This is a genomic window from Hydrogenophaga sp., from assembly GCF_026125785.1.
In the GTDB taxonomy this organism is placed as follows: Bacteria; Pseudomonadota; Gammaproteobacteria; order Burkholderiales; family Burkholderiaceae_C; genus Hydrogenophaga.
In genome coordinates this window covers 1-22,811 of record NZ_JAHCKL010000034.1, presented here as the reverse complement: position 1 = coordinate 22,811, position 22,811 = coordinate 1, and the positions used below count along the sequence as shown (strand labels likewise).

The window sequence follows — 22,811 nt, the reverse complement described above, 5'->3', positions numbered from 1 at the left end:
GTCTGGCGATCCCCGATGATCAGCTCGCGCTGGCCACGGCCAATCGGGATCATCGAGTCGATGGCCTTGAGCCCCGTCTGCAGCGGCTCCTTCACCGGCTGACGCCCGATGATGCCCGGCGCCTTGATCTCGATGCGGCGCCGCTCCTTCGTCTCGAGCGGGCCCTTGCCGTCGATCGGCTGACCCAGCGCGTTGACCACGCGGCCGAGCAGCCCGCGGCCCACGGGGACCTCGAGGATGCGTCCCGTGCAGCGCACGGTGTCACCCTCGGAGATGTGGCGGTAGCTGCCGAGCACCACCACACCCACGGAGTCGCGCTCCAGGTTCAGCGCCATGCCGAAGGTGTTGTTGGGGAACTCGATCATCTCGCCCTGCATCACGTCGCCGAGACCGTGCACGCGGGCGATGCCGTCAGTGAGGCTCACCACGGTGCCTTCGGTTCTCGCTTCGACGCCGAAGTCCAGGTTCTGGATCTTCTGCTTGATAAGGTCGCTGATTTCGGTCGCGCTGAGCGTCATGACTCAACCTCTGTTTCGTTCCCGACCGCCGACATCGGCGGTCGCATGGTGACCAGTGGGCGCGTGGCCGTTCAGGCCAGGCGCAGGGCCAGTTCCCGTAGTCTTCCCCGTACCGATGCATCGATGACGCGGTCGCCATCGCGGATGACCACGCCACCGATGAGGGACTCGTCGACCTCGTCCTTGAGATCCACCTTGGCGCCGAGGCGCTTTTCCAGGGCCGCGGCCAGCGCGCGACGCTCCTCGTCGCTCAGCGGGTGCGCTGAACTCACCTCGAGGTGTCTCACGCCTTCGGCCGACGCACGCATCTGTTCATACAGGGCGGCGATTTCCGGCGCCACGGCCAGCCTTTCGGCTTGCACGAGCACGTGCACGAAATTGCGCGCCGCCGGGAACAGCGTCTTGTCCCCGAGCGAGACGATGAGTTCGGCGAGGCGATCGTCGTCCATGCGCGGGTCGTTGATGACCCTTTGCATGTCCGGGTGCTCGACGACGGCGGCAAGCAGTGCGAGTGCGGCCGACCAGCCGCCGAAAGCGCCCTGTTCCTCGGCCTGCTTGTAGACGGCCTGGGCGTACGGCCGGGCGAGAGTGAGATTTTCCTGCATGGCCTCGTCCTAGAGACTCGCGCTGAGCTTGTCGAGCATCTGCTTGTGGGCCTTGACGTCGACCTCACGGGCGAGGATCTGCTCGGCACCGGCGACCGCCAGCGCAGCGACCTGGGCGCGAAGGTTCTCGCGCACCTGGTTCAGTTCCGTCTCCATGTCGGCGCGGGCCGCGCTCTTCAGGCGCTCGCCCTCAGCGCGTGCCACGTCCTTCGCCTCCTCGACGATCTCGTCCGCGCGCTTCTGCGCCTGAACGATGTACTCCTGGGCCTTTTCCTTGCCCTCGCGCATGAGTTCGGCCGCGCGCTTCTCGGCCAGTTCCAGGTCGTGACGACCCTTCTCAGCCGCCGCAAGACCTTCCGAGATACGCGTCTCGCGGTCCTGCATCGCCTGGAGCAGGATCGGCCACACGAACTTCATCGTGAACCAGATGAGCAGCGCGAAGACGATCATCTGGGCCAGCAGCGTGGCGTTGATGCTCACGGCTCTTCCCTCCGTTAGTCGAATGGCCTAGTGGGCTGCCTGCCTACTCAGCCGCCCGACACACCCGCGAGGAACGGGTTGGCGAAGGTGAAGAACAGCGCCAGACCCACGCCGATCATGGTGACGGCGTCGAGCAGGCCGGCGACGATGAACAGCTTGATCTGGAGCATCGGTGCAAGTTCGGGCTGGCGCGCGGCGCCCTCCAGGAACTTTCCGCCCAACAGGCCGAAACCGATGGCGGTACCCATGGCACCCATGCCGATGAGGATCGCCACGGCGATCGCCGTCATCCCCTGGACACTCGCAATGTGCGCTACAAGTTCCATTTTTCCTCCTGGCTCACGCCAAACTGATGGTGGTGGGTCAACAAGACGGGCAAAGCCGCCGGGTCAATGCGACTCGTGCGCCATGGCCAGGTACACGGTCGTCAACATCATGAAGATGAACGCCTGCAAGGTGATGACCAGAATGTGGAAGATGGCCCACACCGTGCCGGCGACCAGGTGCCCGACGAAGAACAGCCCTCCGCTGAGCGACATGGCGGCATAACCCCCCAGCAACGCAATCAGCATGAAGACCAGCTCGCCCGCGAACATGTTGCCAAACAGCCGCATGCCATGCGACACCGTCTTGGCGATGAATTCGATCATCTGCATCAGGAAGTTGACCACCCCCAGCAGCACCGCCCACACCGGGTTCTTGCTGGTCCCGAAAGGCGCACTCACCAACTCATGTGCCCAGCCACCCAGGCCTTTGATCTTGATGTTGTAGAACAGGCACATCAACAGCACCGAGGTGGACAGGCCCAGCGTGGTGGACAAGTCGGCGGACGGCACCACCCGCAGGTAGTCCTTGAACCCCATGGCCGGGCCGGCCTTATGCCAGATCTGGGGCAGCAGGTCCACCGGCAGCAGGTCCATGAAGTTCATCATGAAGATCCACAGGAACACGGTCAGGGCCAGCGGCGCGACCAGTTTGCGGCTGGTGGCATTGTGGATAACGGCCTTGGCCTGGTTTTCAACCATCTCCACGAGAATTTCAACAGCGGCCTGGAAACGACCCGGCACACCGGCATGTGCCTTGCGGGCAGCCAGCCAGAGCACGAAGCAGATCAGCGCGCCCAGCAGAACGTTGACCACGACCGAGTCGATGTTGATCACCGAAAAATCGACGATCGACTCCTGCTTCTTGTTCGACAGGTGAACCAGGTGGTGGCGGATGTATTCGCCGGGAGTCGGTCCAGTACCTTCAGCAGCCATGTCAGTTACACCAATTCACAGTTTTGATTTCGGGCGACGCGACCCGAACAACAGCCCGAGCCAGTACGCTTTGAGAACCACCACCAGACCAGCCACCAGGGCCAGCCAGTTCAGGTCGGTGACGATGCGCGGGGCTGACCACAACATGGCCAGCGCAAGCAGCAGCTTGACACCTTCCCACAAAAAAAAGCCCGCCAGCGATGCCTTGGCAACACCCGCGAACAGCCGGGACAACGCACTGGACGTCATCCCCCAGGCCATCAGCGCCGTGGGCACAAGCACCACGGCCGCTCCATAAGAGACCGACGCCACCACGGAGACCCGGGTACTCAGAAACCATGCCAGCACAGTGACGAGCACCGCCAGCAACACCTGCCAGCCCACCACCGTCCACGGCGAGAAGCGGGGTTGCGTGGCACGCCAGCGCAGCGCTTCCTCGTGGCTCAGCGGCTTGAATTCAAGCTCCTCGCCCCCATCTTCCCAGCTTCCCGGGGTGGGCTCTGTCGACGTCACCCGGGGCTTTGTCGTCATGGCAACGGCAACAATTCAGGCAAAGATTCACTCACGGGCAACTGGGCACAGCCATTGATTATACGTAGAAACCCCACGTCTCCGTCAAGGCGACTTGGCAGATCGCACCAGGCTTGTGCCCACGCCACGGATAATCCGGCGATGAACTTCGCACCTCTCGGCGATACCCCCGCGCTGCCGTCCACGCTGTGTTACCTCAATGGAGCGTATACGCCGCTGAGCGAGGCGCGTGTCAGTGTGCTGGACCGGGGCTTCATCTTTGGCGATGGTGCTTATGAAGTCTTGCCGGCCTATGACGGTCGGCTGTTCCGTTTCGAGCACCACATGGACCGCCTGGAGCGCTCGCTGCGTGAATTGCGCATTCCGCAGCCGCTGACGCGTGAGCAGTGGCTCGCCATCGCACGGCGGCTGATCGACGCGCTGCGCACGTCCACCGCCTCCCGGCATCAATTGGTCTACATCCAGGTCACGCGCGGCGTGGCGGTGCGCGACCACGTGATGCCCGAAGGCCTGCGCCCCACCGTGCTGGTGACCGTGGGCGAGATGCGCCTGGCGTCCGCCGCGCAGCGCGAGCACGGTGTGGCCTGTGTGACGGCGGACGACTTCCGCTGGCAGAAAGCCCACATCAAGAGCACGAGCCTGCTCGGCTCCGTGCTGGCGCGCCAGATCAGCGCGGACGCGGGCGCGGTGGAAACGGTGATGTTCCGCGACGGCTTTCTCAGCGAGGCCGCCGCCAGCAACGTCTGGGTGGTGAAGCGGGGCGTGGTCATGGGTCCCCCCAAGGACCACCTGGTGCTCGAAGGCATACGGTTCGGCCTGATCGAGGAGCTCTGCCGGACGCTGGGCATTCCCTTCGAACTGCGCCGCATCACGCGCGCGGAGGTATTCGGTGCGGACGAGCTGATGCTGTCGTCGGCGTCCAAGGAGGTTCTGCCCGTCACCTCGCTGGACGGGCAGCCGATCGGCCAGGGCCGGCCCGGCCCGGTGTATGCCCGTCTGTACGACGCCTACCAACGGACGGTGGCCGCGCAAGCGCGCTGAGCCGCCACGCCCTTCACAACCCGCGAGAAACGGCCATGGACTTCCCCCGCGAGATTCCTCCCGAGCAGTCGCTCATCACCTACCCGAGCGATTTCCCCATCAAGGTGATGGGACCAAATGTGGATGGCTTCGCTGCCGCCATGGCCCACGTCGCGCGCGCTTTCGATGAGGCCTTCGACGAGCTCACCATGGAGCACCGGCCCAGCAAGGCTGGCAACTACCTGGGCCTGACGCTGACGGTGCGCGTGACCAGCCGCGAACAGCTCGACGAGCTCTACCGCACCCTGACCACGCACCCCATGGTGAAGGTGGTTCTCTGATGCGACCGGGTGCGCCATGATCGTCCTCCGCGACCTCGGCCGGGTGGACTATGCGCCCACCTACGCCGCGATGCAGGCGTTCTCTGCCGAGCGCCAGGCCGACACGCCGGACGAGCTCTGGATCTGCGAACACCCGCCGGTCTTCACGCAGGGACTGGCCGGCCGGGAGGACCACCTGCTGGCGCCGGGCGACATACCCGTGGTTCAGACCAACCGCGGTGGCCAGGTGACGTACCACGGCCCCGGGCAGGTGGTGGCCTATCCGTTGATCGATTTGCAGCGAGCGGGTTATTTCGTCAAGGAATTCGTCTACCGGATCGAAGAGGCGGTCATCCGCACCCTCGACCTGTTTGGCGTGACTGGGCACCGGGTTGCCGGCGCCCCCGGCATCTATGTGCGCCTGGACGACCCAGGCAGCCACGCGCTGCTGCCACAGCGTCCACAGCGCAAGGTGCCTGGCCAGCCCCTGGAGGAGCCTGACTTCCATGGCCTGGGCAAGATTTCGGCGCTGGGCATCAAGGTCAGCCGGCACTGCACCTACCACGGCGTGGCACTCAACGTGGCCATGGACCTGCAACCCTTCGAGCGCATCAACCCCTGCGGCTACCAGGGACTGCGCACGGTGGACCTTTCTACAATCGGCATTCCGGCTTCGCGGGACGAAGTCGCGCAGGTCCTGAGCCAGAAGCTCTGCGCCCTGCTCTCACCCTGACGCCCTCACCCGCGCCCAACGCGCCCCACCATGAACCGTCTCGACACCAACCCGGCTCCCGAGAGCATGCCCGCCACTGTCCACCAGGCCCAGCCCGCCGGCAGCTACGACGCCACGGCCAAGCAGAAAAGCCAGGCCAAGACGGCGCGCATCCCCATCAAGGTGGTGCCCGCCGAGGTGCTGAAAAAGCCCGAATGGATACGGGTGAAAGCCGGCAGCCCCACCACACGCTTCTACGAGATCAAGGACATCCTGCGGCAGAACAAGCTGGTCACGGTCTGCGAAGAAGCGAGCTGCCCCAACATTGGTGAGTGCTTCGGCAAAGGCACAGCGACGTTCATGATCATGGGCGACAAATGCACGCGCCGCTGCCCGTTCTGCGACGTCGGGCACGGACGACCCGATCCACTGGACGTGAACGAGCCTGAGAACCTGGCCAAGACCATCGCGGCACTCCAGCTCAAGTACGTGGTGATCACCAGCGTGGACCGGGACGACCTGCGCGATGGCGGCGCAGGCCATTTCGTGGCGTGCATCGAAAAGACCCGCGAGCTTTCGCCTCAGACACAGATCGAGGTGCTGGTACCCGACTTCCGCGGCCGCGACGACCGTGCGCTCGACATCCTCAGGGCCGCACCGCCCGACGTGATGAACCACAACCTGGAGACGGTGCCGCGGTTGTACAAGGAAGCGCGCCCAGGGTCGGACTATGCGTTCAGCCTGAATCTGCTCAAGAAGTTCAAGTCCCTGTTCCCGCATGTCCCCACGAAGAGCGGCCTGATGGTCGGCCTGGGCGAGACCGACGAGGAGATCCTGGACGTGATGCGCGACATGCGTGCCCATGGCATCGACATGCTGACCATCGGCCAATACCTGGCACCCAGCGGGCACCATCTGCCGGTGCGCCGCTATGTGCACCCCGACACCTTCAAGATGTTCGAGGCCCGTGCCTATGAAATGGGCTTCACCCACGCGGCCGTCGGCGCCATGGTGCGCAGCAGTTACCACGCCGACCAGCAAGCCCACGGCGTGCTGAACCGCTGAGGAACGCACAAAACCCATGGCAGCCGGTTTGCGCAACGACCTCCTGAGCGTGCGCAGCTACGGCGCCTCGCACGGCAGCCACGACCACGACCATTTCCAGATCCTGGTCGGCCTGCAAGGCGTGCTCGAACTCGACGTCGGCGGCCGGGGCCGGCGCATTGCCGCCGGTGATGGCTGCGTCATCGCGCCAGGCGAACGCCACGATTTCGAGTCCCGGCTGGGCGCCCGCTGCCTGGTCCTGGACACCCAGGCAGACGCCTGGGCCCGCGCCGCCGGCGCGAGGCCCCGGGACGGCATGCAGTCCCTGGCCCGGTATCTGGCCCAGGCCTGCCAGGCTGGCCTGCCCCGCGCGCGCACCCTGGGCCCGGCCTTGTTGCTGGAGGCCTGGATTTCGGAGCCTTCAGCGCCACCCTCACGCCCTCGGCGTGCCATCGATTGGACCGTGTTGGCGCGCCACGCTCTGGACGCCGGCCCCGGGACCCGCGTGGCGGATCTGGCCGCCAAGGCCCATCTGAGTGCATCGCAGCTGGCGGCCCGTTGCCTGCAGGAGCAAGGTCTGAGTACCCAGCAGTGGTTGCGTGGCCTGCGGCTCGAACAGGCTCGGATGCTCCGCGCCCAGGGCCTGCCGGTCGCTGAAACCGCGCGCCGCTGTGGCTACCGCTCGCCGTCCGCATTGACCGCCGCACTGCGGCGCGAGCGCCCCCACGGGCCATAGGCTCGCGACGACAGACGCGAGCTGGGCGACGACGGCGCACGCTAAGCTCGCGACCCATGAATGCCAACTTTCTCGCCCTGGGTGCCATCGCGCTGTGGGCCTCTCTGGCGGCACTGGGTGTGGCGCTCTCGCACGTACCGCCCTTTCTGCTCACGGGCCTGGCCCTGCTCGTCGGCAGCCTGATCGCACTGCCACTGTCGCGCTTCGACCTGCGCCAATGGCGCGTCCCTGCCCCCACGCTGGCCTTGGGCGTGTATGGCCTGTTCGGCTTTCACTTCCTGCTGTTCATCGCACTGCGCCACGCGCCACCGGTGCAGGCCAACCTGGTGAACTACCTCTGGCCTCTGGGTATCGTGGTCATGGCGCCATTGTTTCTGCCCGGCGTGACGCTCGCACTGCGTCATGTGCTGGCCGCGTTCCTGGGCTTCGCAGGAGCTGCGCTGGCCATCCTGGGTGGCGCGGGGGAAGGTGCGCAGACAGGTTGGGCCTGGGGTTATCTGCCCGCATTGGGTTCGGCTTTCATCTGGGCCAGCTATTCGCTGCTCACGCAGCGGGTGCGGGCGTTTCCAAGCGCCGCCATCGGCAGCTTCGCCTTGCTCTCGGGACTGCTGGCCCTGCTCTGCCACGCCGCGCTCGAACCGGCGGTGCGCCTGTCGGCCACCGACTGTGGACTGATCGTGGTGCTCGGCCTGGGCCCGCTGGGCGGTGCTTTTTTTCTGTGGGATGCGGCGCTCAAGCGAGGGGACGCGCGCCAGATCGGCGTGTTGAGCTTTCTCACGCCACTGTTGTCCACGCTCACGCTGCTGCTGTTGCGTGGCGAACGGCCCAGCCTGTCCATCGGGCTGGCTGCGCTGATGATCGTTGGCGCGGCCGTGATGGCCACGCGCAAGCCACAGGCGTTCAGCCGTCCGTCATGAGCGCGGCCGGATCTTCGGCCGCGAGCACACTCTGCGCCCAGGTCTGCAGCCGGCCGGCATCGCAACGCAGGATCTGCTGCTTGACCGCGAGGATCTGCGATGGGTGCATGGAGAAGCTGCGCAGACCCAGGCCGAGCAGCAGGCGCGTCATGCTCACGTCGCCGGCCATTTCGCCGCACACGCTCACGCCCTTGCCTTGTTCGCGGCATTGGGCAATGGTGCTGGCGAGCAGTTGCAGCACGGCGGGATGCACCGGGTCGTACAGGTGGGCCACCGACTCGTCGGCGCGGTCGATCGCCAACGTGTACTGAATCAGGTCGTTGGTGCCGATCGACAGAAAGTCGAAATGCCGCAGAAAGAGCGGGATGGTCAGCGCGGCCGCGGGCACCTCGATCATCGCGCCCAGCTTGAGCAGGCCCTGGCGGGTACCACTGGCTTCGAGTTGCTCGCTGGCCCGGCGCACCAGAGCCAGCGTCTGGCGGATCTCGCTGGCGTGCGCCAGCATGGGAATGAGCAGGTGGACAGGGCCGTGGGCTGCGGCGCGCAGGATGGCGCGCAACTGCGCGAGGAACATTGACGGCTCGGCCAGGCTCCAGCGGATGGCGCGCAGGCCCAACGCCGGATTGAGGTGGTCGTCCCCACGGGAAGCCCCCCTGTCCAGCGGCTTGTCGGCCCCCACGTCCACCGTACGGATCGTGACCGGCAGCCCTTGCATGCCCTCGACGGCACGGCGATAGGCCTGGTACTGCTCTTCTTCGTCAGGCAGCTTACCCTCGCGCCCCATGAACAGGAACTCGCTGCGAAACAGTCCGACCCCGACCGCGCCCGCCTTAAGCGCAGCCGCCGCATCCTCGGGTTGTTCGATATTGGCCAGCAACTCGATGCGCTGGCCATCGAGCGTGACGGCAGGGGTGTTCCTCAACCGGGAAAGCCGCTCGCGCTCGACCTCGCCCTGCCGCTGCTTGAACCCGTACTCGGCCAGCAGGATGGGCGAGGGGTCGACCACCACCACGCCGGTATCGCCATCGATGACGACCCAGTCATCCTGCTTGATGAGATGGCTGGCCGAGCGCGCGCCCACCACGGCGGGAATGTCCATGCTGCGGGCAACGATGGCGGTATGGCTGGTCTTGCCACCGACGTCGGTCACGAAGCCGGCGAACACACTCTGCTTGAACTGGAGCATGTCGGCCGGCGAAAGGTCGTGCGCGATCAGCACCAGAGGGATCTCGGGCGCGTTGTCCGGGGCGGGCTGACGGGCTTCACCCGCCACGGGGGACTCCACGCCACGCATCACGCGCAGCATGCGCTCCACCACCTGCTCCAGGTCGGCCTTGCGTTCGCGCAGGTAGGGATCCTCCATTTCATCGAATTGGCGCGCGATCACCTCCAGTTGGGTGGTGAGCGCCCATTCGGCGTTGTAGTGCCGGTCGACGATCCAGTGCTTGACGCCGCTGGTGAGCTGTTCGTCCTGCAACAGCATCAGATGCACGTCCAGCAAAGCGGTGAGCTCGGGATGGGCATCGGTCGATCCCAGTTCGTGCAGGTTCTGCTGTACCTTGTGAATGTCCTCGGCAACCGCGTTGCGGGCGCGGCGCAGGCGCTCGATCTCGCTCTGCACTTCGTCGGCCTGCACGAAGTAGTGCGCCACATCCATGCGGCTGGAGGCAACCACCACCGCTCTGCCGATGGCGATGCCGCGCGAGACCGCCAAGCCGTGGACGCTGAAGGTCATCGCGCCTCCCGGGCGTGGCGGCCTGAAGCGGGGCCTGGAACCGGCGTCACCGTCATTCGCCCTCGCCGAACTTGTCGTTGACCAGCGCCACCAGCGCATCCATGGCCGCCTGTTCGTCGCTACCGGAGGTCTCGATCTCCACCACACTACCGAGCCCGGCGGCAAGCATCATCACGCCCATGATGCTCTTGGCATTGACACGGCGATCGGCGCGCGTCATCCACACATCGCTGGCAAAGCCCCCCGCGAGCTTGGTGAGCTTGGCCGAAGCGCGCGCGTGCAGCCCGAGCTTATTGCTGATGGTCACGGTGGTCTTGATCATGGAGGGCTCTTCGGGCCTGGTTCTGGGGAGCGGTGACGGCGACCTGGATGACGCCTTGCGTGGCGCCGATCATGGCCCGGGAAATCAGGGCATCCAGCGACTCGTGCCGGTAGGACACGGTGCGCAGCAACATGGGCAGGTTGACGCCGGTGATGAGCTTGGAATTGACGCCATCGATGAGTTTCTGCGCTACGTTGCAGGGCGTCGCGCCGAACACGTCGGCCACCACCAGCGTCTGGGGCAGCCGCATCTGGCGCAGCATCGCCCGCGCCTGAGCGAGCGACTCTTCGGGCGGCACGTTGGGCTGGACATCCAGCGCGGCCACCGCGTCGGTGGCGTCCGGGAACACGTGCAGCACGCATTGGCGCAGGGCCCCGGCCAAAGGCGCGTGCGCAATGATGAAGATGCCGTTCATGGCGCGAGTTTAGCCGGCCGGCCTTGCGATGGAGCGCCGCCAGGCCCGCCAGAAATCCTGGTAGGCCCACACGCAACACAAGCCAAAGATGGCCACCGCGCCGCGGTACCGCGTCGGCTCGCTCCAGCCCAGCACGGTCAGGGCCTCGATCAGCAGGCCTATGCCCCACTGCACGATGAACACGCCACCAAAGATCGCCAGGTTGTAGGCCGACAGCGCCCGACCGGCCGCATCGGCCGGCAATGCGAGCGCCACGGCCGGCTGGGACAACGAGACAAATGTGCTGCTGACGCAGAACAGCGCCCACAACACCCAGCCGGCGCCAGCGCCCAGCCAGACGATGCACGCCAGCACCACGAAGCTGAGCGGCAGACCCCAGGCGATCAGGCGCTCGGGCGTCAGCCCTCGGCGCGCCAGGTGGGGATTGACCATGCCCCAGAGCCAGAAGGTGCACAGCATGGAGACGTTGATGCCAAACAGGCCGGCGGCCGCCGCTTGGGGTGTGTAGCCCGCCACGTTGACCATCCACGGCCCCGCCCAGAGGGTCTGCACCGCCACCATGCCGCCATAGTTGAAGATGCCAATAAAGAGCATTTGGCGGAAGTAAGGGTGCCGCCAGATGAACCCGTACCCGGGGGCGGCCGGTGGGGCAGCCTCAGCCCGTGGCGGGCTGGCCGTTCGCCAGCGCGGCACGGTGGCCGCCAGCACCGCCATGGAGACCAGTATCAGCCCGCCCAGCAGCCAGAACAAGCCACGCCAGCCCGTGAGCGGCATGAGCCACTGCACCGGCAACGTGGAGGCCACCATGCCCAGCGAGCCGGTCATCAGCATCCACGAGTTGGCCCGCATCTGCGCCGCCGGCGTGAGCCAGCGGCGGTAACCCGTCAGGGGCGCCATCAGACAGGCACTGACCCCCATGCCCGTGAGCACGCGCGCGGCCAGGAGGCCGGAGAAGCTGGTGGCCAGCGCAAACGCCGCGCAGCCCGCGACGGCCACCGTCAGAAAGCCCAGCACCACCTTGCGCGGACCGTGGCGGTCCAACCAGTTCCCCAAGGGCAACTGCGTCAGCGCGAAACCGATGAAGTAGCCGCCTGCGAGCAAGCCCAGATCCCCCGCACTGAGCGACATCTCCAGGCTCAAGGTGGGCGACAGCGTGGCGGTGATGGCTCGCAGCAGAGCCGACAGAAAGTAGGCCAGGGCGAAGGCCAGAAACACGATGACGGCGGTGCGTGCGGGCAGCAGATCGGACGGTTCGGGCCGCGACGTCATGGCAACTGCACCGCTTCGAAGAAGGTGCCACTCACCTCGGCGGGAATGGCAGGGCCGTAAACGGCCGCTTGGTACACCTGGGTGCCGCGGGAAAAATACGCCGCGCGAACCACCACCGTCCGCCCCTGGGGACCGGTGCCCTGGGCGTTGAGCCCACGCACCTGCTGTGCGCCACGCACTTGGGCGTCCCAGGCCAGGGCAGGCGCATCGGCCTGCGCCGGGTCCATGTGCAGCGCGGCGAGGGTGGCGCGTGGCCATTCGGCCAGAGCCACCTGGGCCCGCGCCGGGTCACCGAGGTCCGCCCAGGCCACGGCAAAGCTGAGCCCCCCGGTGTCACAACTGTGCATGTTCAGTTCGGTGGCTGCGCCCGCCATGGGCAGGCTGCGAACGGCGTGCTCGGGCTTGCACGGCATCAGCACCTGCAAAGGCGTTCCTTGCGGTCGCAATTCACGCCAGTTGAACGTGGGGCTGCACGAGAGCAGATAAGACGAGGACACCAGACACAGCAGCACCGCCGCTCGGCGGCGAGCCTGCCCGGCGCCCGGACAAAACAGGGGCATGGACAAATCCTGCGGGCCACCGTTGCAACGTGGCCTCGCGCACAATGGCGATATGAATGCTCTGGATGGTATCCGTATCCTCGATTTGTCGCGCGTGCTGGCCGGGCCCTGGTGCACACAGACCCTGGCCGATCTCGGTGCCGATGTGGTGAAGGTGGAGCGACCGCCGGGCGACAACCACCCCGGCGGTGACGACACAAGGGGCTGGGGCCCGCCCTTTCTGCGCGGGCGCGACGGTGCCGAAACCGCGGAAGCCGCCTACTACCTGGGTGCGAACCGCAACAAGCGCTCCATCACCTGCGACATCGCGTGCCCGCAAGGGCAGGCCCTGATACGCGAGCTGGCCCAACAGGCCCATGTGTTCGTGGAGAACTACAAGGTGGGCGACATGGCGCGTTACGGCCTGGATTTCGACAGCCTGCGCCAGATCAATCCGCGCCTGGTCTACTGCTCCATCACCGGCTTTGGCCAAAGCGGTCCCTACAAAGACCGTGCAGGCTATGACTTCGCTATCCAGGCCATGGGTGGGCTCATGAGCGTGACCGGCGAACGCGACGCACTGCCAGGTGGGGGGCCGCAGAAAGTGGGCGTGGCGGTCGCCGACCTTTTCACCGGCCTGTACGCCACGGTGGCGATACAGGCCGCCCTGCGCCATGCCGAGCGCACCGGCGAGGGCCAGCACATCGACATGGCGCTGCTCGACACGCAAGTGGCCATGCTGGCCAACCTGGGCGCAAACTACCTGGTGCGTGGACGCGAGGACGGCAAGGTGCCAGGACGGGCGGGCAACGCGCATGCCAACATCGTGCCCTACCAGGTTTTTGAGGTGGCGCCTGACGCCCAGGGCCAGCCGCAGCACATCATCCTGGCCGTTGGCAACGACAACCAGTTCGCCAAGTTCTGTGCCGTTGCCGGGCGACCTGAACTGGCCAGCGACCCGCGCTTTGCCCTGAACCAGAACCGTGTTCGCCACCGCGACACCCTCGTGCCCTTGCTGGAAACGCTGCTGAAGACCCGGAGCAAGGCCGATTGGCTGGGCGCACTCGAAGCGGCCAAGGTGCCCTGCGGCCCCATCAACAACCTGGCGGAGGTGTTTGCCGATGCGCATGTGCGCGCGCGGGACATGGTCCACACCTGGGTCCATCCCCTGGCGCAGGCCGTTGATCTGGTGGCCAGCCCGATCAAGATGAGCGCCACCCCCGTGCGCAGCGATCTGCCTCCCCCACTGCTGGGCCAGCACACCGGCGAGGTGCTGGCCGACTGGCTGAACTACCCTGCCGCGCGGCTGGCCGAGCTTCGTCGGCAGGGCGCGGTCTGAAGCCAGCCCTGCCATGGCCACACCGTCTACCCCCCTCCCCACACCCACGTCCCTCCGCGGGGCCGCGCAAGCGGCCGCCGCGCGCGGTGAACCGCTCGTGGTCATGACCACGCTCACCGGCTGCCCCTACTGCGAAATGGTGCGGGCGCGGTACCTGCTGCCCATGCGGCAGGAAGGGCTGATACAGGCGGTGCAACTGGACGTGCAGGACCGCACCAGCAACCTGCAAGGGTTCGACGGACAGATGGGCACCCCGGCTGCATGGGCGTCCGCCTGGAAGGCCCGCTTCACACCCACGGTGTTGTTCTTCGCCCCCGACGGACGCGAGTTGGCGGAGCGTCTGGTCGGCATCGCCGTGCCCGACTTTTACGGCGAATACCTGGAAGCCCGCCTCAACGAGGCTCGGCGGAAACTCAGGTGAAATCCAGGAAGCGGGCGCACGCTCACTTGAGCGCGCCAAACACCTTCTTGAGGATGGCGCTGCCGGTACCCACCGGATCCTGGCGGATCTTGCGCTCCTCTTCGCCAATGATGGTGTAGAGGCCATCGAGCGATTTACCGGTCACGTACCGCTGGATGTTGGCGTCCTCGGCCCGAACAAGGCCGATGCCCGCCGCCTTGCCGGCCACCCGGTTGTATTGCTGGGCCAGCCCCACCTTCTCGGTCGCCTGAGTCACCACCGGCAGGAACGTCTCGCTCAGCGGCGCACGCGTCTTTTCGGCAAAGAAGCGCGTCACCGAGTCGTCGCCACCGGTCAGAATGTTCTTGGCGTCCGTGACGCTCATGGACTTCACCGCACCCACCAGCAGGTTCTTGCCCATGGGCACGGCGGCCTCGGCAGCCCGGTTTATGCTGGTCACGAGTTCATCGACCTGTCGGCTCTGGCCAGTCAGCTTGAGCAGCTTGGAGGCATCCTCGAGAAATCCTGGCAGGGGTATCCGAACTTTTGGATTTCCAAGGAATCCATCTGTTTTGCCCAGCAACGCCACCGCCGCCAGGGCGCCTTTCTCCAATGCTGTCTTGATGCCCTGACTGGCATCGCGGTCGGTGAGATCGGCCAATGAGATCGCCCGTGCCTGCTGGTGGGCAGACAGGATCAGAAGACCGATCAGGGCGGAGGTGGACTGGGTAAACTGGCGACGTTGCATGGTGGAACCTCTTTGGGACAGTGCTGTCAGCCGATGCAGTGTAAGACGTGGGGCCACATAGGGCCCCGGGAAGTGAAAAGACAATGACCGATCTGAGCCCGCACGGCCTGCACCGCCGGCGCACCCTTCTGGCCACCGCCGCCCTTGGCGCCACAGCGACGCTGGGCCTGAGCGCCGGTTGCGCAGGACGCGACAGTGCGCCCGACTCGACCTTCGTCCTGCTCGATGGCAGCAAGGCCACCACCGCCGACTTCAAAGGCAAGGTGACCTTGGTGAATTTCTGGGCCACCACTTGCGTGACCTGCGTCAAGGAGATGCCCCAGATCATTGCCACCTGGCACAAGTACCAAGGGCAGGGCTTTGACACAATGGCCGTCGCCATGGAGTACGACCCTCCCGCCTGGGTGCTCAACTTCGCCCAAAGCCGCCAGATGCCCTTCAAGGTGGCGCTGGACAACACCGGCGAGATCGCACGCCAGTGGGGAGACGTCAAACTCACGCCCACCACCTACCTGGTGGACAAGCAGGGGCAGATCGTCAAGCGGTACGTGGGCGAACCCGATTTCGCGGCCCTGCACACCTTGATCGAGAAGCTGCTTGCGGCCTGACGGCACGGGCCACGAAACAAAGCCGGGTCCAGCCCGGCTTTTTGTTTTTCCGACACCTGTCGGAGCCTGACCCGCGTTTATTTGCGGAACGCGTCGTGGCAAGCCTTGCAGCTCTGTGCCGTGGCACCGAATGCCGTCTTCACGCTGTCCAGATTGCCTGTCTTGGCGGCTGCAGCCAGTTGGGTGGTGGCAGCCTGCAGCTTTTCCTGCGCTTCCTTGAATTTCGCCGGCTCGGTCCAGACAACCGGCAGGGCCGCGGTCTCGCCCTTGTCGCTGCCTGCGACAAATCCTTCCCATGGCAGGCGGCTCATGGTTTCCACGATGGCCGCACTGTCCGCCGCCACCTTGGCATCGAACGGCGCCCTTCCATTGGCCATGGCGCCAATACGGCTGAAGTGATTGGCCATGACGGTGAGCGCCGACTTGCGGTATTTCACGGCATCTTCGGGCTTCTGGAACTGGGCCATGGCAGGTACGGAAACGGCACCCAGTGCGATCGTCAAAGCCAGCGGAAGGGCTGTTTTCATGAAAACTCCTGTTTGATGGGAGGAAACGTGGGGAAGACGTGGCGACGCCACGCCGGCAGGAGTGTATGAAACCCGGCGAAGTTCCGCAGGAACTGCGCCGCGTATACGTGTATCTTCTCCATACGCCCTACATCCACCCTGATGACCAGCCTTATGCAAACCACCCGCATCTGGGACCTCCCTACCCGGCTCTTTCACTGGACTCTCGCTGTCTGCGTGGTCGGACTTGTCGTCACGGGCAGCGTCGGGGGCCATCTGATGAACTGGCATCTGCGCCTGGGTTACGTGGTTTTCACGCTGCTGCTGTTCCGCTTCGTGTGGGGACTCATCGGCGGCCACTGGTCGCGCTTCACCACATTCCTGTACTCGCCAACCGCCCTGGTGCGCTATCTGCAAGGCCGCGCCACCCCTCAGGAACTCGCCGGCCACAACCCCATGGGCGCGCTTTCGGTCTTTGCCCTGCTTCTGGTTCTTGCCATCCAGGTCGGCACCGGCCTTGTGAGCGACGACGAGATCGCCTTCTTCGGCCCCCTCACGCGCTTCGTTTCGGGCGACACGGTCAGTGCCGCTACGGGCTACCACAAGGAACTGGGCAAGCTGTTGGTGCTGGTCCTCGTGGCCTTGCACCTGCTGGCCATCCTCTTCTACAAGCTGGTGAAGAAGCGGGGCCTCACCCAGGCCATGCTCACCGGGGACAAGCGGCTTGAAACGCCGATGCCCGCATCCCGGGACACGGCGACCACACGGCTGCTGGCACTGGTCGTCCTCGCGCTCTGCGGCGGCTTGGTGGCCTGGATCGACCGGCTCGGGAACCCGGGTTTCTAGGGGCTGCGGTCACCGGGCCCCGTGTCGTATAGTGGCGGCCACGCCATCGCCGGGCCAGCCCCGCCCCCGCCCCGCCACATGAATGCTCCCGCAGCCGCCGCGGTCACATTGAGACCGGCCCTGTTTCCCCAAGACCTGCAGACCGTTCGAGACCTGTTCCAGGACTATCAGGGCGAACTCGGCATCGACCTGCAGTTTCAGGGGTTTGATGCCGAACTCGCCGGACTCCCGGGCGACTACGCGCCACCCGCCGGTGCACTGCTGCTCGCCGAGGTGGACCAGACGCCGGCCGGCTGCTGCGCGCTGCGGCCGCTGCACAACACGGACCATCTCAACGCCTGCGAGATGAAACGCCTGTTCGTGCGCAAGGCCTTCCGCGGTTTCGGACTGGGGCGCCTGCTGGTGGAGCGCATTCTGACGGAGGGTCAGCTCGCCGGCTACACCACCATGCTGCTAGACACCTTGAGCGACATGGAAACCGCCCGCGCCCTGTACCAGGAGGCAGGCTTCATCGAGGTCGCGCCCTATTACCACAACCCCATTGCCGGGGCGCACTACCTCAAAGTCAATCTCTGATCAAACGCCGGACCGGGCCTGCGCCAACAAGGTCGCCGCATCGCTGACCTCGAACTTGCCAGGAGCCTCGATGTTCAGCGTCTTCACCACGCCATCCTTGATCAGCATCGAGTAGCGGTTGCTGCGCAGCCCCATTCCGCGACCGGCAAGGTCCAAGGTCAAGCCCGTGGCCTTGGCAAAGTCGGCGCTGCCATCGGCCAGCATGCGCACCTTGTCACCCGTCTTCTGGTCGCGCGCCCAGGCGCCCATGACAAAGGCGTCGTTGACGCTCAGGCACCAGATTTCGTCCACTCCAGCAGCCCTGAAGTCGGCCGCATGCTCGACATAGCCTGGCACATGCTTCGCAGAGCAGGTGGGCGTGAAGGCACCGGGCAGTGCGAACACGGCGATCGTCTTGTTCGCCGCCGCCTTCTGCACGTCCACCGGATTCGGTCCGATGCTGCACCCATTGCCTTCGACCTCGCTGTACTCCATCAGCGTTGTCGCCGGGATCTTTTCGCCGATCTGGATCATTGCGTTACTCCTCGTGTGCTGGCCCTGCGGCCGTGGTGGACGGATCCGCACAAGCGGACCCCAGAAAAAGAAAAAGCGACCGAATTGTCGGTCGCTTTTCCACAGCGCGCCTGAACGGCGGCCTACAGGCTTACACCAAGGCAGCCTTTTGCACCAGGCGGGTAGCCACCCAGTTCTTGGTCTTGGACAGCGGGCGGCTCTCGGTGATTTCGATCAAGTCGCCCAGCTTGTACTCACCCTTTTCGTCGTGGGCGTGGTACTTGCTCGACTTCGCCACGATCTTGTCGTAGAGCTCGTGCTTGACGCGGCGTTCAACCAGCACCGTCACGGTCTTTGCGCGCTTGTCGCTGACCACCTTGCCAATCAAGGTGCGCTTGAGGGATGTTTTAGCTTCCGTCATGGTCACTCCTTATTTGGCAGCGGCACGCTGCTTCTCGGCCAGGATGGTCTTGGCACGAGCGATCGCGCGGCGGGTGTCACCCAGCGTGGCGTTGTTGTTGAGTTGTTGGGTGGCCTTCTGCATGCGCAGACCAAAGTGGGCCTTTTGCAAGGACTTCACTTCGGCTTCCAGAGCGGCCACGTCTTTTTGGCGGAGTTCAGCAGCTTTCATCTTGTGTTCTCCTGAATCACTGGCCGAGCATGCGTGCCACGAACGTGGTACGCAGCGGGAGCTTGGCGGCCGCCAGTTGGAAAGCCTCACGGGCCAGCTGTTCCGGCACACCCACGATTTCGTAGAGCACCTTGCCAGGCTGGATTTCGGCGACGTAGTACTCCACAGAGCCCTTGCCGTTGCCCATACGGACTTCGGCCGGCTTCTGAGAGATCGGCTTGTCGGGGAACACGCGGATCCAGATGCGGCCACCGCGCTTGACGTGGCGGGAGATCGCACGGCGACCCGCCTCGATCTGGCGAGCGGTCAGACGGCCGCGGTCCGTCGACTTCAGGCCGAAGTCACCGAACGCGACAGTGGCGCCACTCGTGGCGACGCCGGTATTGCGGCCTTTTTGTTCTTTACGGAACTTGCGGCGAGCAGGTTGCAACATCTTTATTCTCCTTTGCCGTCCGCAGCTGCAGATGCGGGCGCGGCGTCTTTGCGAACGCGCTTAACGGCGGGTTTGGTTTCGGTGCCTTCGGTGGCGGCGGCGGGCTTGTCGCTGCCATCGGCCGGAGCGGCATTGGCGCCAGGGCGGCGCACCGCAGCACGGGCAGGAGGACCTGCCGGGCGCTCACGGCGCGGGCCACGCGGGCGGCGCTCTTCTTCCACCCGCGGCTCGGCGGCCACGGGCGCGTCGTTGCGGCCCAGGGTGTCGCCCTTGTAGACCCAGACCTTGACACCGATGATGCCGTACGTGGTCTTGGCTTCGGACGTGCCGTAGTCGATGTCGGCGCGCAGCGTGTGGAGCGGCACGCGACCTTCGCGGTACCACTCGCAGCGGGCGATCTCGATGCCGTTCAGGCGGCCCGACGACATGATCTTGATGCCCTGGGCGCCCAGACGCATGGCGTTCTGCATCGCGCGCTTCATGGCGCGGCGGAACATGATGCGCTTCTCGAGCTGCTGGGTGATGCTGTCCGCGATCAGCTTGGCATCGATTTCAGGCTTGCGCACTTCCTCGATGTTGACGGCCACGGGCACACCGAGCTTGGCGGCCAGTTCCTTCTTCAGCTTCTCGATGTCCTCGCCCTTCTTGCCGATCACCACGCCCGGACGCGCCGAGTAGATGGTGATACGTGCGTTCTTGGCGGGGCGCTCGATCACCACGCGCGATACAGCCGCGTTCTTGAGCTTGCCCTTGAGGTACTCGCGCACCTTGATGTCTTCGGCAAGCATGCCCGCGAAGTCGCGGTTGCTCGCGTACCAACGGCTGGCCCAGTTGCGGGAAACTGCGAGGCGGAACCCGGTCGGGTTGATTTTCTGTCCCATATTCCTGTGCCCTCTTCAGTTGCCAACCGTCACGTAGATGTGACACGTGGGTTTGCTGATGCGGTTGCCGCGGCCCTTGGCGCGGGCAGCGAAGCGCTTGAGCGTGGTGCCTTGCTCGACGTAGATGGTCTTGACCTTCAGTTCGTCGATGTCGGCGCCATCGTTGTGCTCGGCGTTGGCAATGGCGGATTCCAGGGCCTTCTTCACGATGCCTGCGGCCTTCTTCTGGGTGAACGTCAGGATGTTCAGAGCCTGATCGACCTTCTTGCCGCGAATCAGGTCAGCCACCAGACGGCCTTTGTCCACGGACAGGCGCACGCCACGGACGACAGAGCGGGTTTCTGTACTCATGGTTGATCCTTACTTCTTGGCTTTCTTGTCGGCCGGATGGCCTTTGAAGGTGCGCGTCAGCGAGAACTCGCCGAGCTTGTGTCCCACCATCTGGTCGGTGATGTACACAGGCACGTGCTGCTTGCCGTTGTGCACGGCGATCGTCAGACCGATGAAGTCGGGCAGGATCATCGAACGACGCGACCACGTCTTGACGGGTTTCTTGTCTTTGGTGGCTTGGGCCTTCTCGACCTTGGCCAGCAGATGGTGGTCGACAAACGGACCTTTTTTGAGCGAACGAGTCATGTTGTCAACCCCTTACTTCTTGCGACGCGAGACGATCATCGACTGCGTGCGGCGGTTGTTGCGGGTGCGGTAACCCTTGGTCAGGTTGCCCCACGGATCCACCGGTGCGCGGCCTTCGCCGGTCTTGCCTTCACCACCACCGTGCGGGTGGTCGATCGGGTTCATAGCCGTACCGCGAACGGTCGGGCGGATACCCATGTGGCGCTTCACACCGGCCTTGCCGAGTTGACGCAGGCTGTGTTCCTGGTTGGACACTTCACCGATGGTGGCGCGGCAATCCACGTGGACTTTGCGCACTTCACCCGAGCGCATGCGAACCTGGGCGTAGATGCCTTCACGGGCCAGCAGCACGGCAGAAGCGCCGGCCGAGCGCGCAATCTGTGCGCCTTTACCGACCTGGAGCTCGATGCAGTGGATGGTCGACCCGACGGGAATGTTGCGGATCGGCAGCGTGTTGCCCACGCGGATCGGCGACTCGGACCCCGACAGCAGGGTGGCGCCAACCTCAACGCCGCGCGGGGCGACGATGTAGCGGCGCTCGCCATCGGCATAGCACAGCAGCGCGATGTGCGCCGTGCGGTTGGGGTCGTACTCGATGCGTTCGACCTTGGCCGGGATGCCGTCCTTGTTGCGACGGAAATCGACCACACGGTAGTGGTGCTTGTGACCACCGCCCTTGTGGCGGGTGGTGATGTGACCATTGTTGTTGCGGCCGGCTTTCTGGAACTGGGGTTCCAGCAGCGGCGCGAAGCCCGCACCCTTGTGCAGTTGGTCACGCGTGACCTTCACCATGCCGCGACGGCCTGGCGAAGTCGGTTTCATCTTGATGACGGCCATGATTAAACGCCCTCCCCGCCGAAGTTCAGCTCTTGACCCGGCATGAGGGTCACATAGGCTTTGCGAACATGGTCACGACGACCGATGGTCTTGCCAAAGCGCTTGGTCTTGCCCTTCTGGTTCAGCACGGAAACGCCCTTGACCTGCACCTTGAACATCAGTTCCACGGCGGCCTTGATCTCGGGCTTGGACGCGTCGCGCAGCACCTTGAAGAGCACGGTATTGGTCTGCTCGCCAACCAGGGTGGCCTTCTCGGACACGATGGGTGCCACAAGAACCTGCATCAGGCGGCCTTCGTCGAATTGTGCGGCGCTCATGCGAACATCTCCTTGAGCTGGTCGATCGCCGCCTTGGTGACGATCACCTTCTTGTAATGCACCAGCGACAGCGGATCGGCGTAACGGGGCTCGACCACCAGCACGTTGGGCAGGTTGCGCGAGGCCAGGTACAGGTTCTCGTCGACTTCCTCGGCGATCACCAGAACCGACTGCAGCTTCATGGCCTTGAACTTGTCGGCCAGTTGCTTGGTCTTGGGCGAATCCACCTTGATGGACTCCACCACGGCCAGGCGGCCTTCACGCACGAGCTGCGAGAAGATGGAGGCCATGCCGGCGCGGTACATCTTCTTGTTGAGCTTCTGGGTGAAGTTTTCGTCTGGGCTGTTCGGGAAGATACGACCGCCCCCACGCCACAGCGGGGAAGACGTCATACCGGCGCGGGCGCGGCCCGTGCCTTTTTGCTTGAACGGCTTCTTGGTCGAGTGCTTGACCATCTGGCGGTCTTTTTGGGCACGCGTACCTTGGCGGGCGTTGGCCTGATAAGCCACCACGAGCTGGTGGATCAGGGCTTCGTTGTAGTCACGACCAAACACGGTCTCCGGCACATCCACGTTGGACGATGCCTGGCCCTGGTCGTTCAGGAGTTCAACTTGCATCAGTTAGCTCCCTTCGCAGCTTTGGCCTTGACGGCGGGACGCACAGTCACGAAACCACCGTTGGCGCCAGGCACGGCACCGCGGATCATGAGCAGTTGACGGGCTTCGTCCACGCGCACGATGTCGAGGTTCTGGATGGTCTTGGTTTCATCGCCCATGTGGCCCGTCATCTTCTTGCCCGGGAACACGCGGCCCGGATCCTGGGCCATGGAGATGGAGCCCGGCACATTGTGCGAACGGCTGTTGCCGTGCGAAGCGCGCTGCGAGCTGAAGTTGTGGCGCTTGATGGTGCCGGCATAGCCTTTACCGATCGAGGTGCCTTGCACGTCCACCTTCTGGCCAGCGGCGAAGATCGCGTTGGCAGCCACCACGGCACCGGGCTGGTACTGGGCAGCGACGTCGGAGGCGACGCGGAATTCCTGGATGATTTCACCGGCTTCGACGCCGGCCTTGGCCAGATGGCCCGCTTCGGGCTTGGTCACACGGGAGGCGCGGCGGGCACCAAAGGTGACCTGGAGCGCG

Annotated in this window: 34 protein-coding genes and 1 pseudogene; 11 read left to right on the top strand and 24 right to left on the bottom strand. The window is 65.1% G+C overall.

Annotation, left to right across the window (positions count from 1 at the left end):
* From KIT53_RS19885 to KIT53_RS19860, 6 genes and pseudogenes are all read right to left on the bottom strand, one after another.
* Positions 1–518 (bottom strand): annotated as a pseudogene (locus KIT53_RS19885) (F0F1 ATP synthase subunit alpha); the annotation flags it as partial.
* Between the two features lie 71 nt (positions 519–589).
* On the bottom strand, positions 590–1,123 hold the full coding sequence (locus KIT53_RS19880; RefSeq protein ID WP_297756208.1) for a F0F1 ATP synthase subunit delta: 534 nt from the start codon (positions 1,121–1,123) through the stop codon (positions 590–592).
* 9 nt (positions 1,124–1,132) lie between these two features.
* Complete coding sequence (locus tag KIT53_RS19875) at positions 1,133–1,603, bottom strand: F0F1 ATP synthase subunit B (RefSeq protein ID WP_297756206.1); 471 nt, start codon at positions 1,601–1,603, stop codon at positions 1,133–1,135.
* A 47-nt stretch (positions 1,604–1,650) separates the two neighbouring features.
* Entirely contained in the window at positions 1,651–1,911 is a 261-nt protein-coding gene (atpE, locus tag KIT53_RS19870; protein WP_366521942.1) for a F0F1 ATP synthase subunit C, read from the bottom strand.
* A gap of 81 nt (positions 1,912–1,992) precedes the next feature.
* Positions 1,993–2,862: a F0F1 ATP synthase subunit A gene (gene atpB / locus KIT53_RS19865; protein ID WP_297756202.1), complete on the bottom strand. Its 870-nt coding sequence runs from the start codon at positions 2,860–2,862 to the stop codon at positions 1,993–1,995.
* A 15-nt stretch (positions 2,863–2,877) separates the two neighbouring features.
* Entirely contained in the window at positions 2,878–3,393 is a 516-nt protein-coding gene (locus KIT53_RS19860; RefSeq protein ID WP_297756200.1) for an ATP synthase subunit I, read from the bottom strand.
* A 141-nt stretch (positions 3,394–3,534) separates the two neighbouring features.
* Here KIT53_RS19860 and KIT53_RS19855 point away from each other — a divergent pair, with 141 nt between their 5' ends.
* The 6 genes from KIT53_RS19855 to KIT53_RS19830 all read left to right on the top strand — a co-directional run bounded on the left by KIT53_RS19855 (position 3,535) and on the right by KIT53_RS19830 (position 8,142).
* Positions 3,535–4,434 (top strand): D-amino acid aminotransferase, encoded by a 900-nt coding sequence (locus KIT53_RS19855; protein WP_297756198.1) that lies wholly within the window; start codon positions 3,535–3,537, stop codon positions 4,432–4,434.
* A gap of 35 nt (positions 4,435–4,469) precedes the next feature.
* Positions 4,470–4,754, top strand: coding sequence for a DUF493 family protein (locus KIT53_RS19850; RefSeq protein WP_297756196.1), 285 nt, complete (start codon positions 4,470–4,472; stop codon positions 4,752–4,754).
* Between the two features lie 16 nt (positions 4,755–4,770).
* The gene (lipB, locus tag KIT53_RS19845; protein ID WP_297756194.1) at positions 4,771–5,466 is read left to right on the top strand and encodes a lipoyl(octanoyl) transferase LipB; all 696 of its coding nucleotides are present in this window, start codon (positions 4,771–4,773) and stop codon (positions 5,464–5,466) included.
* A 66-nt stretch (positions 5,467–5,532) separates the two neighbouring features.
* Complete coding sequence (gene lipA, locus KIT53_RS19840) at positions 5,533–6,510, top strand: lipoyl synthase (RefSeq protein ID WP_297756209.1); 978 nt, start codon at positions 5,533–5,535, stop codon at positions 6,508–6,510.
* Between the two features lie 16 nt (positions 6,511–6,526).
* Entirely contained in the window at positions 6,527–7,225 is a 699-nt protein-coding gene (locus tag KIT53_RS19835) for an AraC family transcriptional regulator (RefSeq protein ID WP_297756192.1), read from the top strand.
* Positions 7,226–7,281: 56 nt separating this feature from the next.
* Positions 7,282–8,142: a DMT family transporter gene (locus tag KIT53_RS19830; RefSeq protein ID WP_297756191.1), complete on the top strand. Its 861-nt coding sequence runs from the start codon at positions 7,282–7,284 to the stop codon at positions 8,140–8,142.
* On the opposite strand, the gene ptsP is transcribed toward KIT53_RS19830, so the two are convergent.
* From ptsP to KIT53_RS19805, 5 genes are read right to left on the bottom strand one after another with little or no spacing between them, the layout of a single operon-like run.
* Entirely contained in the window at positions 8,126–9,877 is a 1,752-nt protein-coding gene (ptsP, locus tag KIT53_RS19825; RefSeq protein WP_297756190.1) for a phosphoenolpyruvate--protein phosphotransferase, read from the bottom strand. The two genes, KIT53_RS19830 and ptsP, sit on opposite strands and share 17 nt — an antisense overlap.
* A gap of 52 nt (positions 9,878–9,929) precedes the next feature.
* Positions 9,930–10,199, bottom strand: coding sequence for an HPr family phosphocarrier protein (locus KIT53_RS19820; protein ID WP_297756188.1), 270 nt, complete (start codon positions 10,197–10,199; stop codon positions 9,930–9,932).
* Positions 10,168–10,614 carry a PTS fructose transporter subunit IIA gene (locus tag KIT53_RS19815; RefSeq protein ID WP_297756186.1) on the bottom strand — a complete coding sequence of 149 codons (447 nt, stop codon included), beginning with the start codon at positions 10,612–10,614 and terminating at the stop codon, positions 10,168–10,170. Before KIT53_RS19815 ends, KIT53_RS19820 begins: the two co-directional genes overlap by 32 nt.
* Before the next feature lie 9 nt (positions 10,615–10,623).
* Complete coding sequence (locus KIT53_RS19810; protein ID WP_297756184.1) at positions 10,624–11,883, bottom strand: MFS transporter; 1,260 nt, start codon at positions 11,881–11,883, stop codon at positions 10,624–10,626.
* On the bottom strand, positions 11,880–12,443 hold the full coding sequence (locus KIT53_RS19805; RefSeq protein WP_297756182.1) for a hypothetical protein: 564 nt from the start codon (positions 12,441–12,443) through the stop codon (positions 11,880–11,882). Before KIT53_RS19805 ends, KIT53_RS19810 begins: the two co-directional genes overlap by 4 nt.
* 52 nt (positions 12,444–12,495) lie before the next feature.
* Here KIT53_RS19805 and KIT53_RS19800 point away from each other — a divergent pair, with 52 nt between their 5' ends.
* Both KIT53_RS19800 and KIT53_RS19795 read left to right on the top strand, forming a co-directional pair.
* Positions 12,496–13,761, top strand: a complete 1,266-nt coding sequence (locus KIT53_RS19800) for a CaiB/BaiF CoA-transferase family protein (RefSeq protein ID WP_297756180.1) — start codon at positions 12,496–12,498, stop codon at positions 13,759–13,761.
* 13 nt (positions 13,762–13,774) lie between these two features.
* Positions 13,775–14,182: a thioredoxin fold domain-containing protein gene (locus KIT53_RS19795; protein WP_297756178.1), complete on the top strand. Its 408-nt coding sequence runs from the start codon at positions 13,775–13,777 to the stop codon at positions 14,180–14,182.
* Between the two features lie 22 nt (positions 14,183–14,204).
* On the opposite strand, the gene KIT53_RS19790 is transcribed toward KIT53_RS19795, so the two are convergent.
* Complete coding sequence (locus KIT53_RS19790; protein ID WP_297756176.1) at positions 14,205–14,909, bottom strand: DUF4197 domain-containing protein; 705 nt, start codon at positions 14,907–14,909, stop codon at positions 14,205–14,207.
* Between the two features lie 83 nt (positions 14,910–14,992).
* Between KIT53_RS19790 and KIT53_RS19785 the strand changes: the two genes are divergently transcribed.
* A complete protein-coding gene (locus tag KIT53_RS19785; protein ID WP_297756174.1) occupies positions 14,993–15,517 on the top strand; it encodes a TlpA disulfide reductase family protein in 525 nt (174 codons plus the stop codon).
* A 77-nt stretch (positions 15,518–15,594) separates the two neighbouring features.
* Here the strand turns inward: KIT53_RS19785 and KIT53_RS19780 are convergent, their stop codons facing one another.
* Positions 15,595–16,044 carry a cytochrome c gene (locus tag KIT53_RS19780; protein WP_297756172.1) on the bottom strand — a complete coding sequence of 150 codons (450 nt, stop codon included), beginning with the start codon at positions 16,042–16,044 and terminating at the stop codon, positions 15,595–15,597.
* 153 nt (positions 16,045–16,197) lie between these two features.
* On the opposite strand from KIT53_RS19780, the gene KIT53_RS19775 reads away from it, so the two are divergent.
* Both KIT53_RS19775 and KIT53_RS19770 read left to right on the top strand, forming a co-directional pair.
* Positions 16,198–16,869 (top strand): cytochrome b/b6 domain-containing protein, encoded by a 672-nt coding sequence (locus KIT53_RS19775; RefSeq protein WP_297756171.1) that lies wholly within the window; start codon positions 16,198–16,200, stop codon positions 16,867–16,869.
* A gap of 78 nt (positions 16,870–16,947) precedes the next feature.
* Positions 16,948–17,445 carry a GNAT family N-acetyltransferase gene (locus KIT53_RS19770; protein WP_297756170.1) on the top strand — a complete coding sequence of 166 codons (498 nt, stop codon included), beginning with the start codon at positions 16,948–16,950 and terminating at the stop codon, positions 17,443–17,445.
* On the opposite strand, the gene KIT53_RS19765 is transcribed toward KIT53_RS19770, so the two are convergent.
* The 11 genes from KIT53_RS19765 to rplC all read right to left on the bottom strand — a co-directional run.
* Positions 17,446–17,958: a peroxiredoxin gene (locus KIT53_RS19765; protein WP_297756168.1), complete on the bottom strand. Its 513-nt coding sequence runs from the start codon at positions 17,956–17,958 to the stop codon at positions 17,446–17,448.
* Between the two features lie 130 nt (positions 17,959–18,088).
* Positions 18,089–18,358, bottom strand: a complete 270-nt coding sequence (rpsQ, locus tag KIT53_RS19760) for a 30S ribosomal protein S17 (protein ID WP_297756166.1) — start codon at positions 18,356–18,358, stop codon at positions 18,089–18,091.
* A 9-nt stretch (positions 18,359–18,367) separates the two neighbouring features.
* Positions 18,368–18,568: a 50S ribosomal protein L29 gene (rpmC, locus tag KIT53_RS19755; RefSeq protein WP_297756165.1), complete on the bottom strand. Its 201-nt coding sequence runs from the start codon at positions 18,566–18,568 to the stop codon at positions 18,368–18,370.
* A 16-nt stretch (positions 18,569–18,584) separates the two neighbouring features.
* Positions 18,585–19,001 (bottom strand): 50S ribosomal protein L16, encoded by a 417-nt coding sequence (gene rplP, locus KIT53_RS19750; protein ID WP_297756164.1) that lies wholly within the window; start codon positions 18,999–19,001, stop codon positions 18,585–18,587.
* A 2-nt stretch (positions 19,002–19,003) separates the two neighbouring features.
* Entirely contained in the window at positions 19,004–19,882 is an 879-nt protein-coding gene (rpsC, locus tag KIT53_RS19745) for a 30S ribosomal protein S3 (RefSeq protein WP_297756162.1), read from the bottom strand.
* Positions 19,883–19,897: 15 nt separating this feature from the next.
* Positions 19,898–20,233, bottom strand: coding sequence for a 50S ribosomal protein L22 (gene rplV / locus KIT53_RS19740; RefSeq protein WP_297756160.1), 336 nt, complete (start codon positions 20,231–20,233; stop codon positions 19,898–19,900).
* A 9-nt stretch (positions 20,234–20,242) separates the two neighbouring features.
* Positions 20,243–20,518 carry a 30S ribosomal protein S19 gene (rpsS, locus tag KIT53_RS19735; protein ID WP_204735724.1) on the bottom strand — a complete coding sequence of 92 codons (276 nt, stop codon included), beginning with the start codon at positions 20,516–20,518 and terminating at the stop codon, positions 20,243–20,245.
* A 12-nt stretch (positions 20,519–20,530) separates the two neighbouring features.
* A complete protein-coding gene (gene rplB / locus KIT53_RS19730) occupies positions 20,531–21,355 on the bottom strand; it encodes a 50S ribosomal protein L2 (RefSeq protein ID WP_297756158.1) in 825 nt (274 codons plus the stop codon).
* Positions 21,356–21,357: 2 nt separating this feature from the next.
* A complete protein-coding gene (rplW, locus tag KIT53_RS19725) occupies positions 21,358–21,672 on the bottom strand; it encodes a 50S ribosomal protein L23 (protein WP_297756156.1) in 315 nt (104 codons plus the stop codon).
* Positions 21,669–22,289 carry a 50S ribosomal protein L4 gene (gene rplD / locus KIT53_RS19720; RefSeq protein WP_297756154.1) on the bottom strand — a complete coding sequence of 207 codons (621 nt, stop codon included), beginning with the start codon at positions 22,287–22,289 and terminating at the stop codon, positions 21,669–21,671. Before rplD ends, rplW begins: the two co-directional genes overlap by 4 nt.
* The coding region (gene rplC / locus KIT53_RS19715; protein WP_297756152.1) for a 50S ribosomal protein L3 at positions 22,289–22,811 on the bottom strand (523 nt) is incomplete at its 5' end. The genes rplD and rplC, both read right to left, overlap by 1 nt.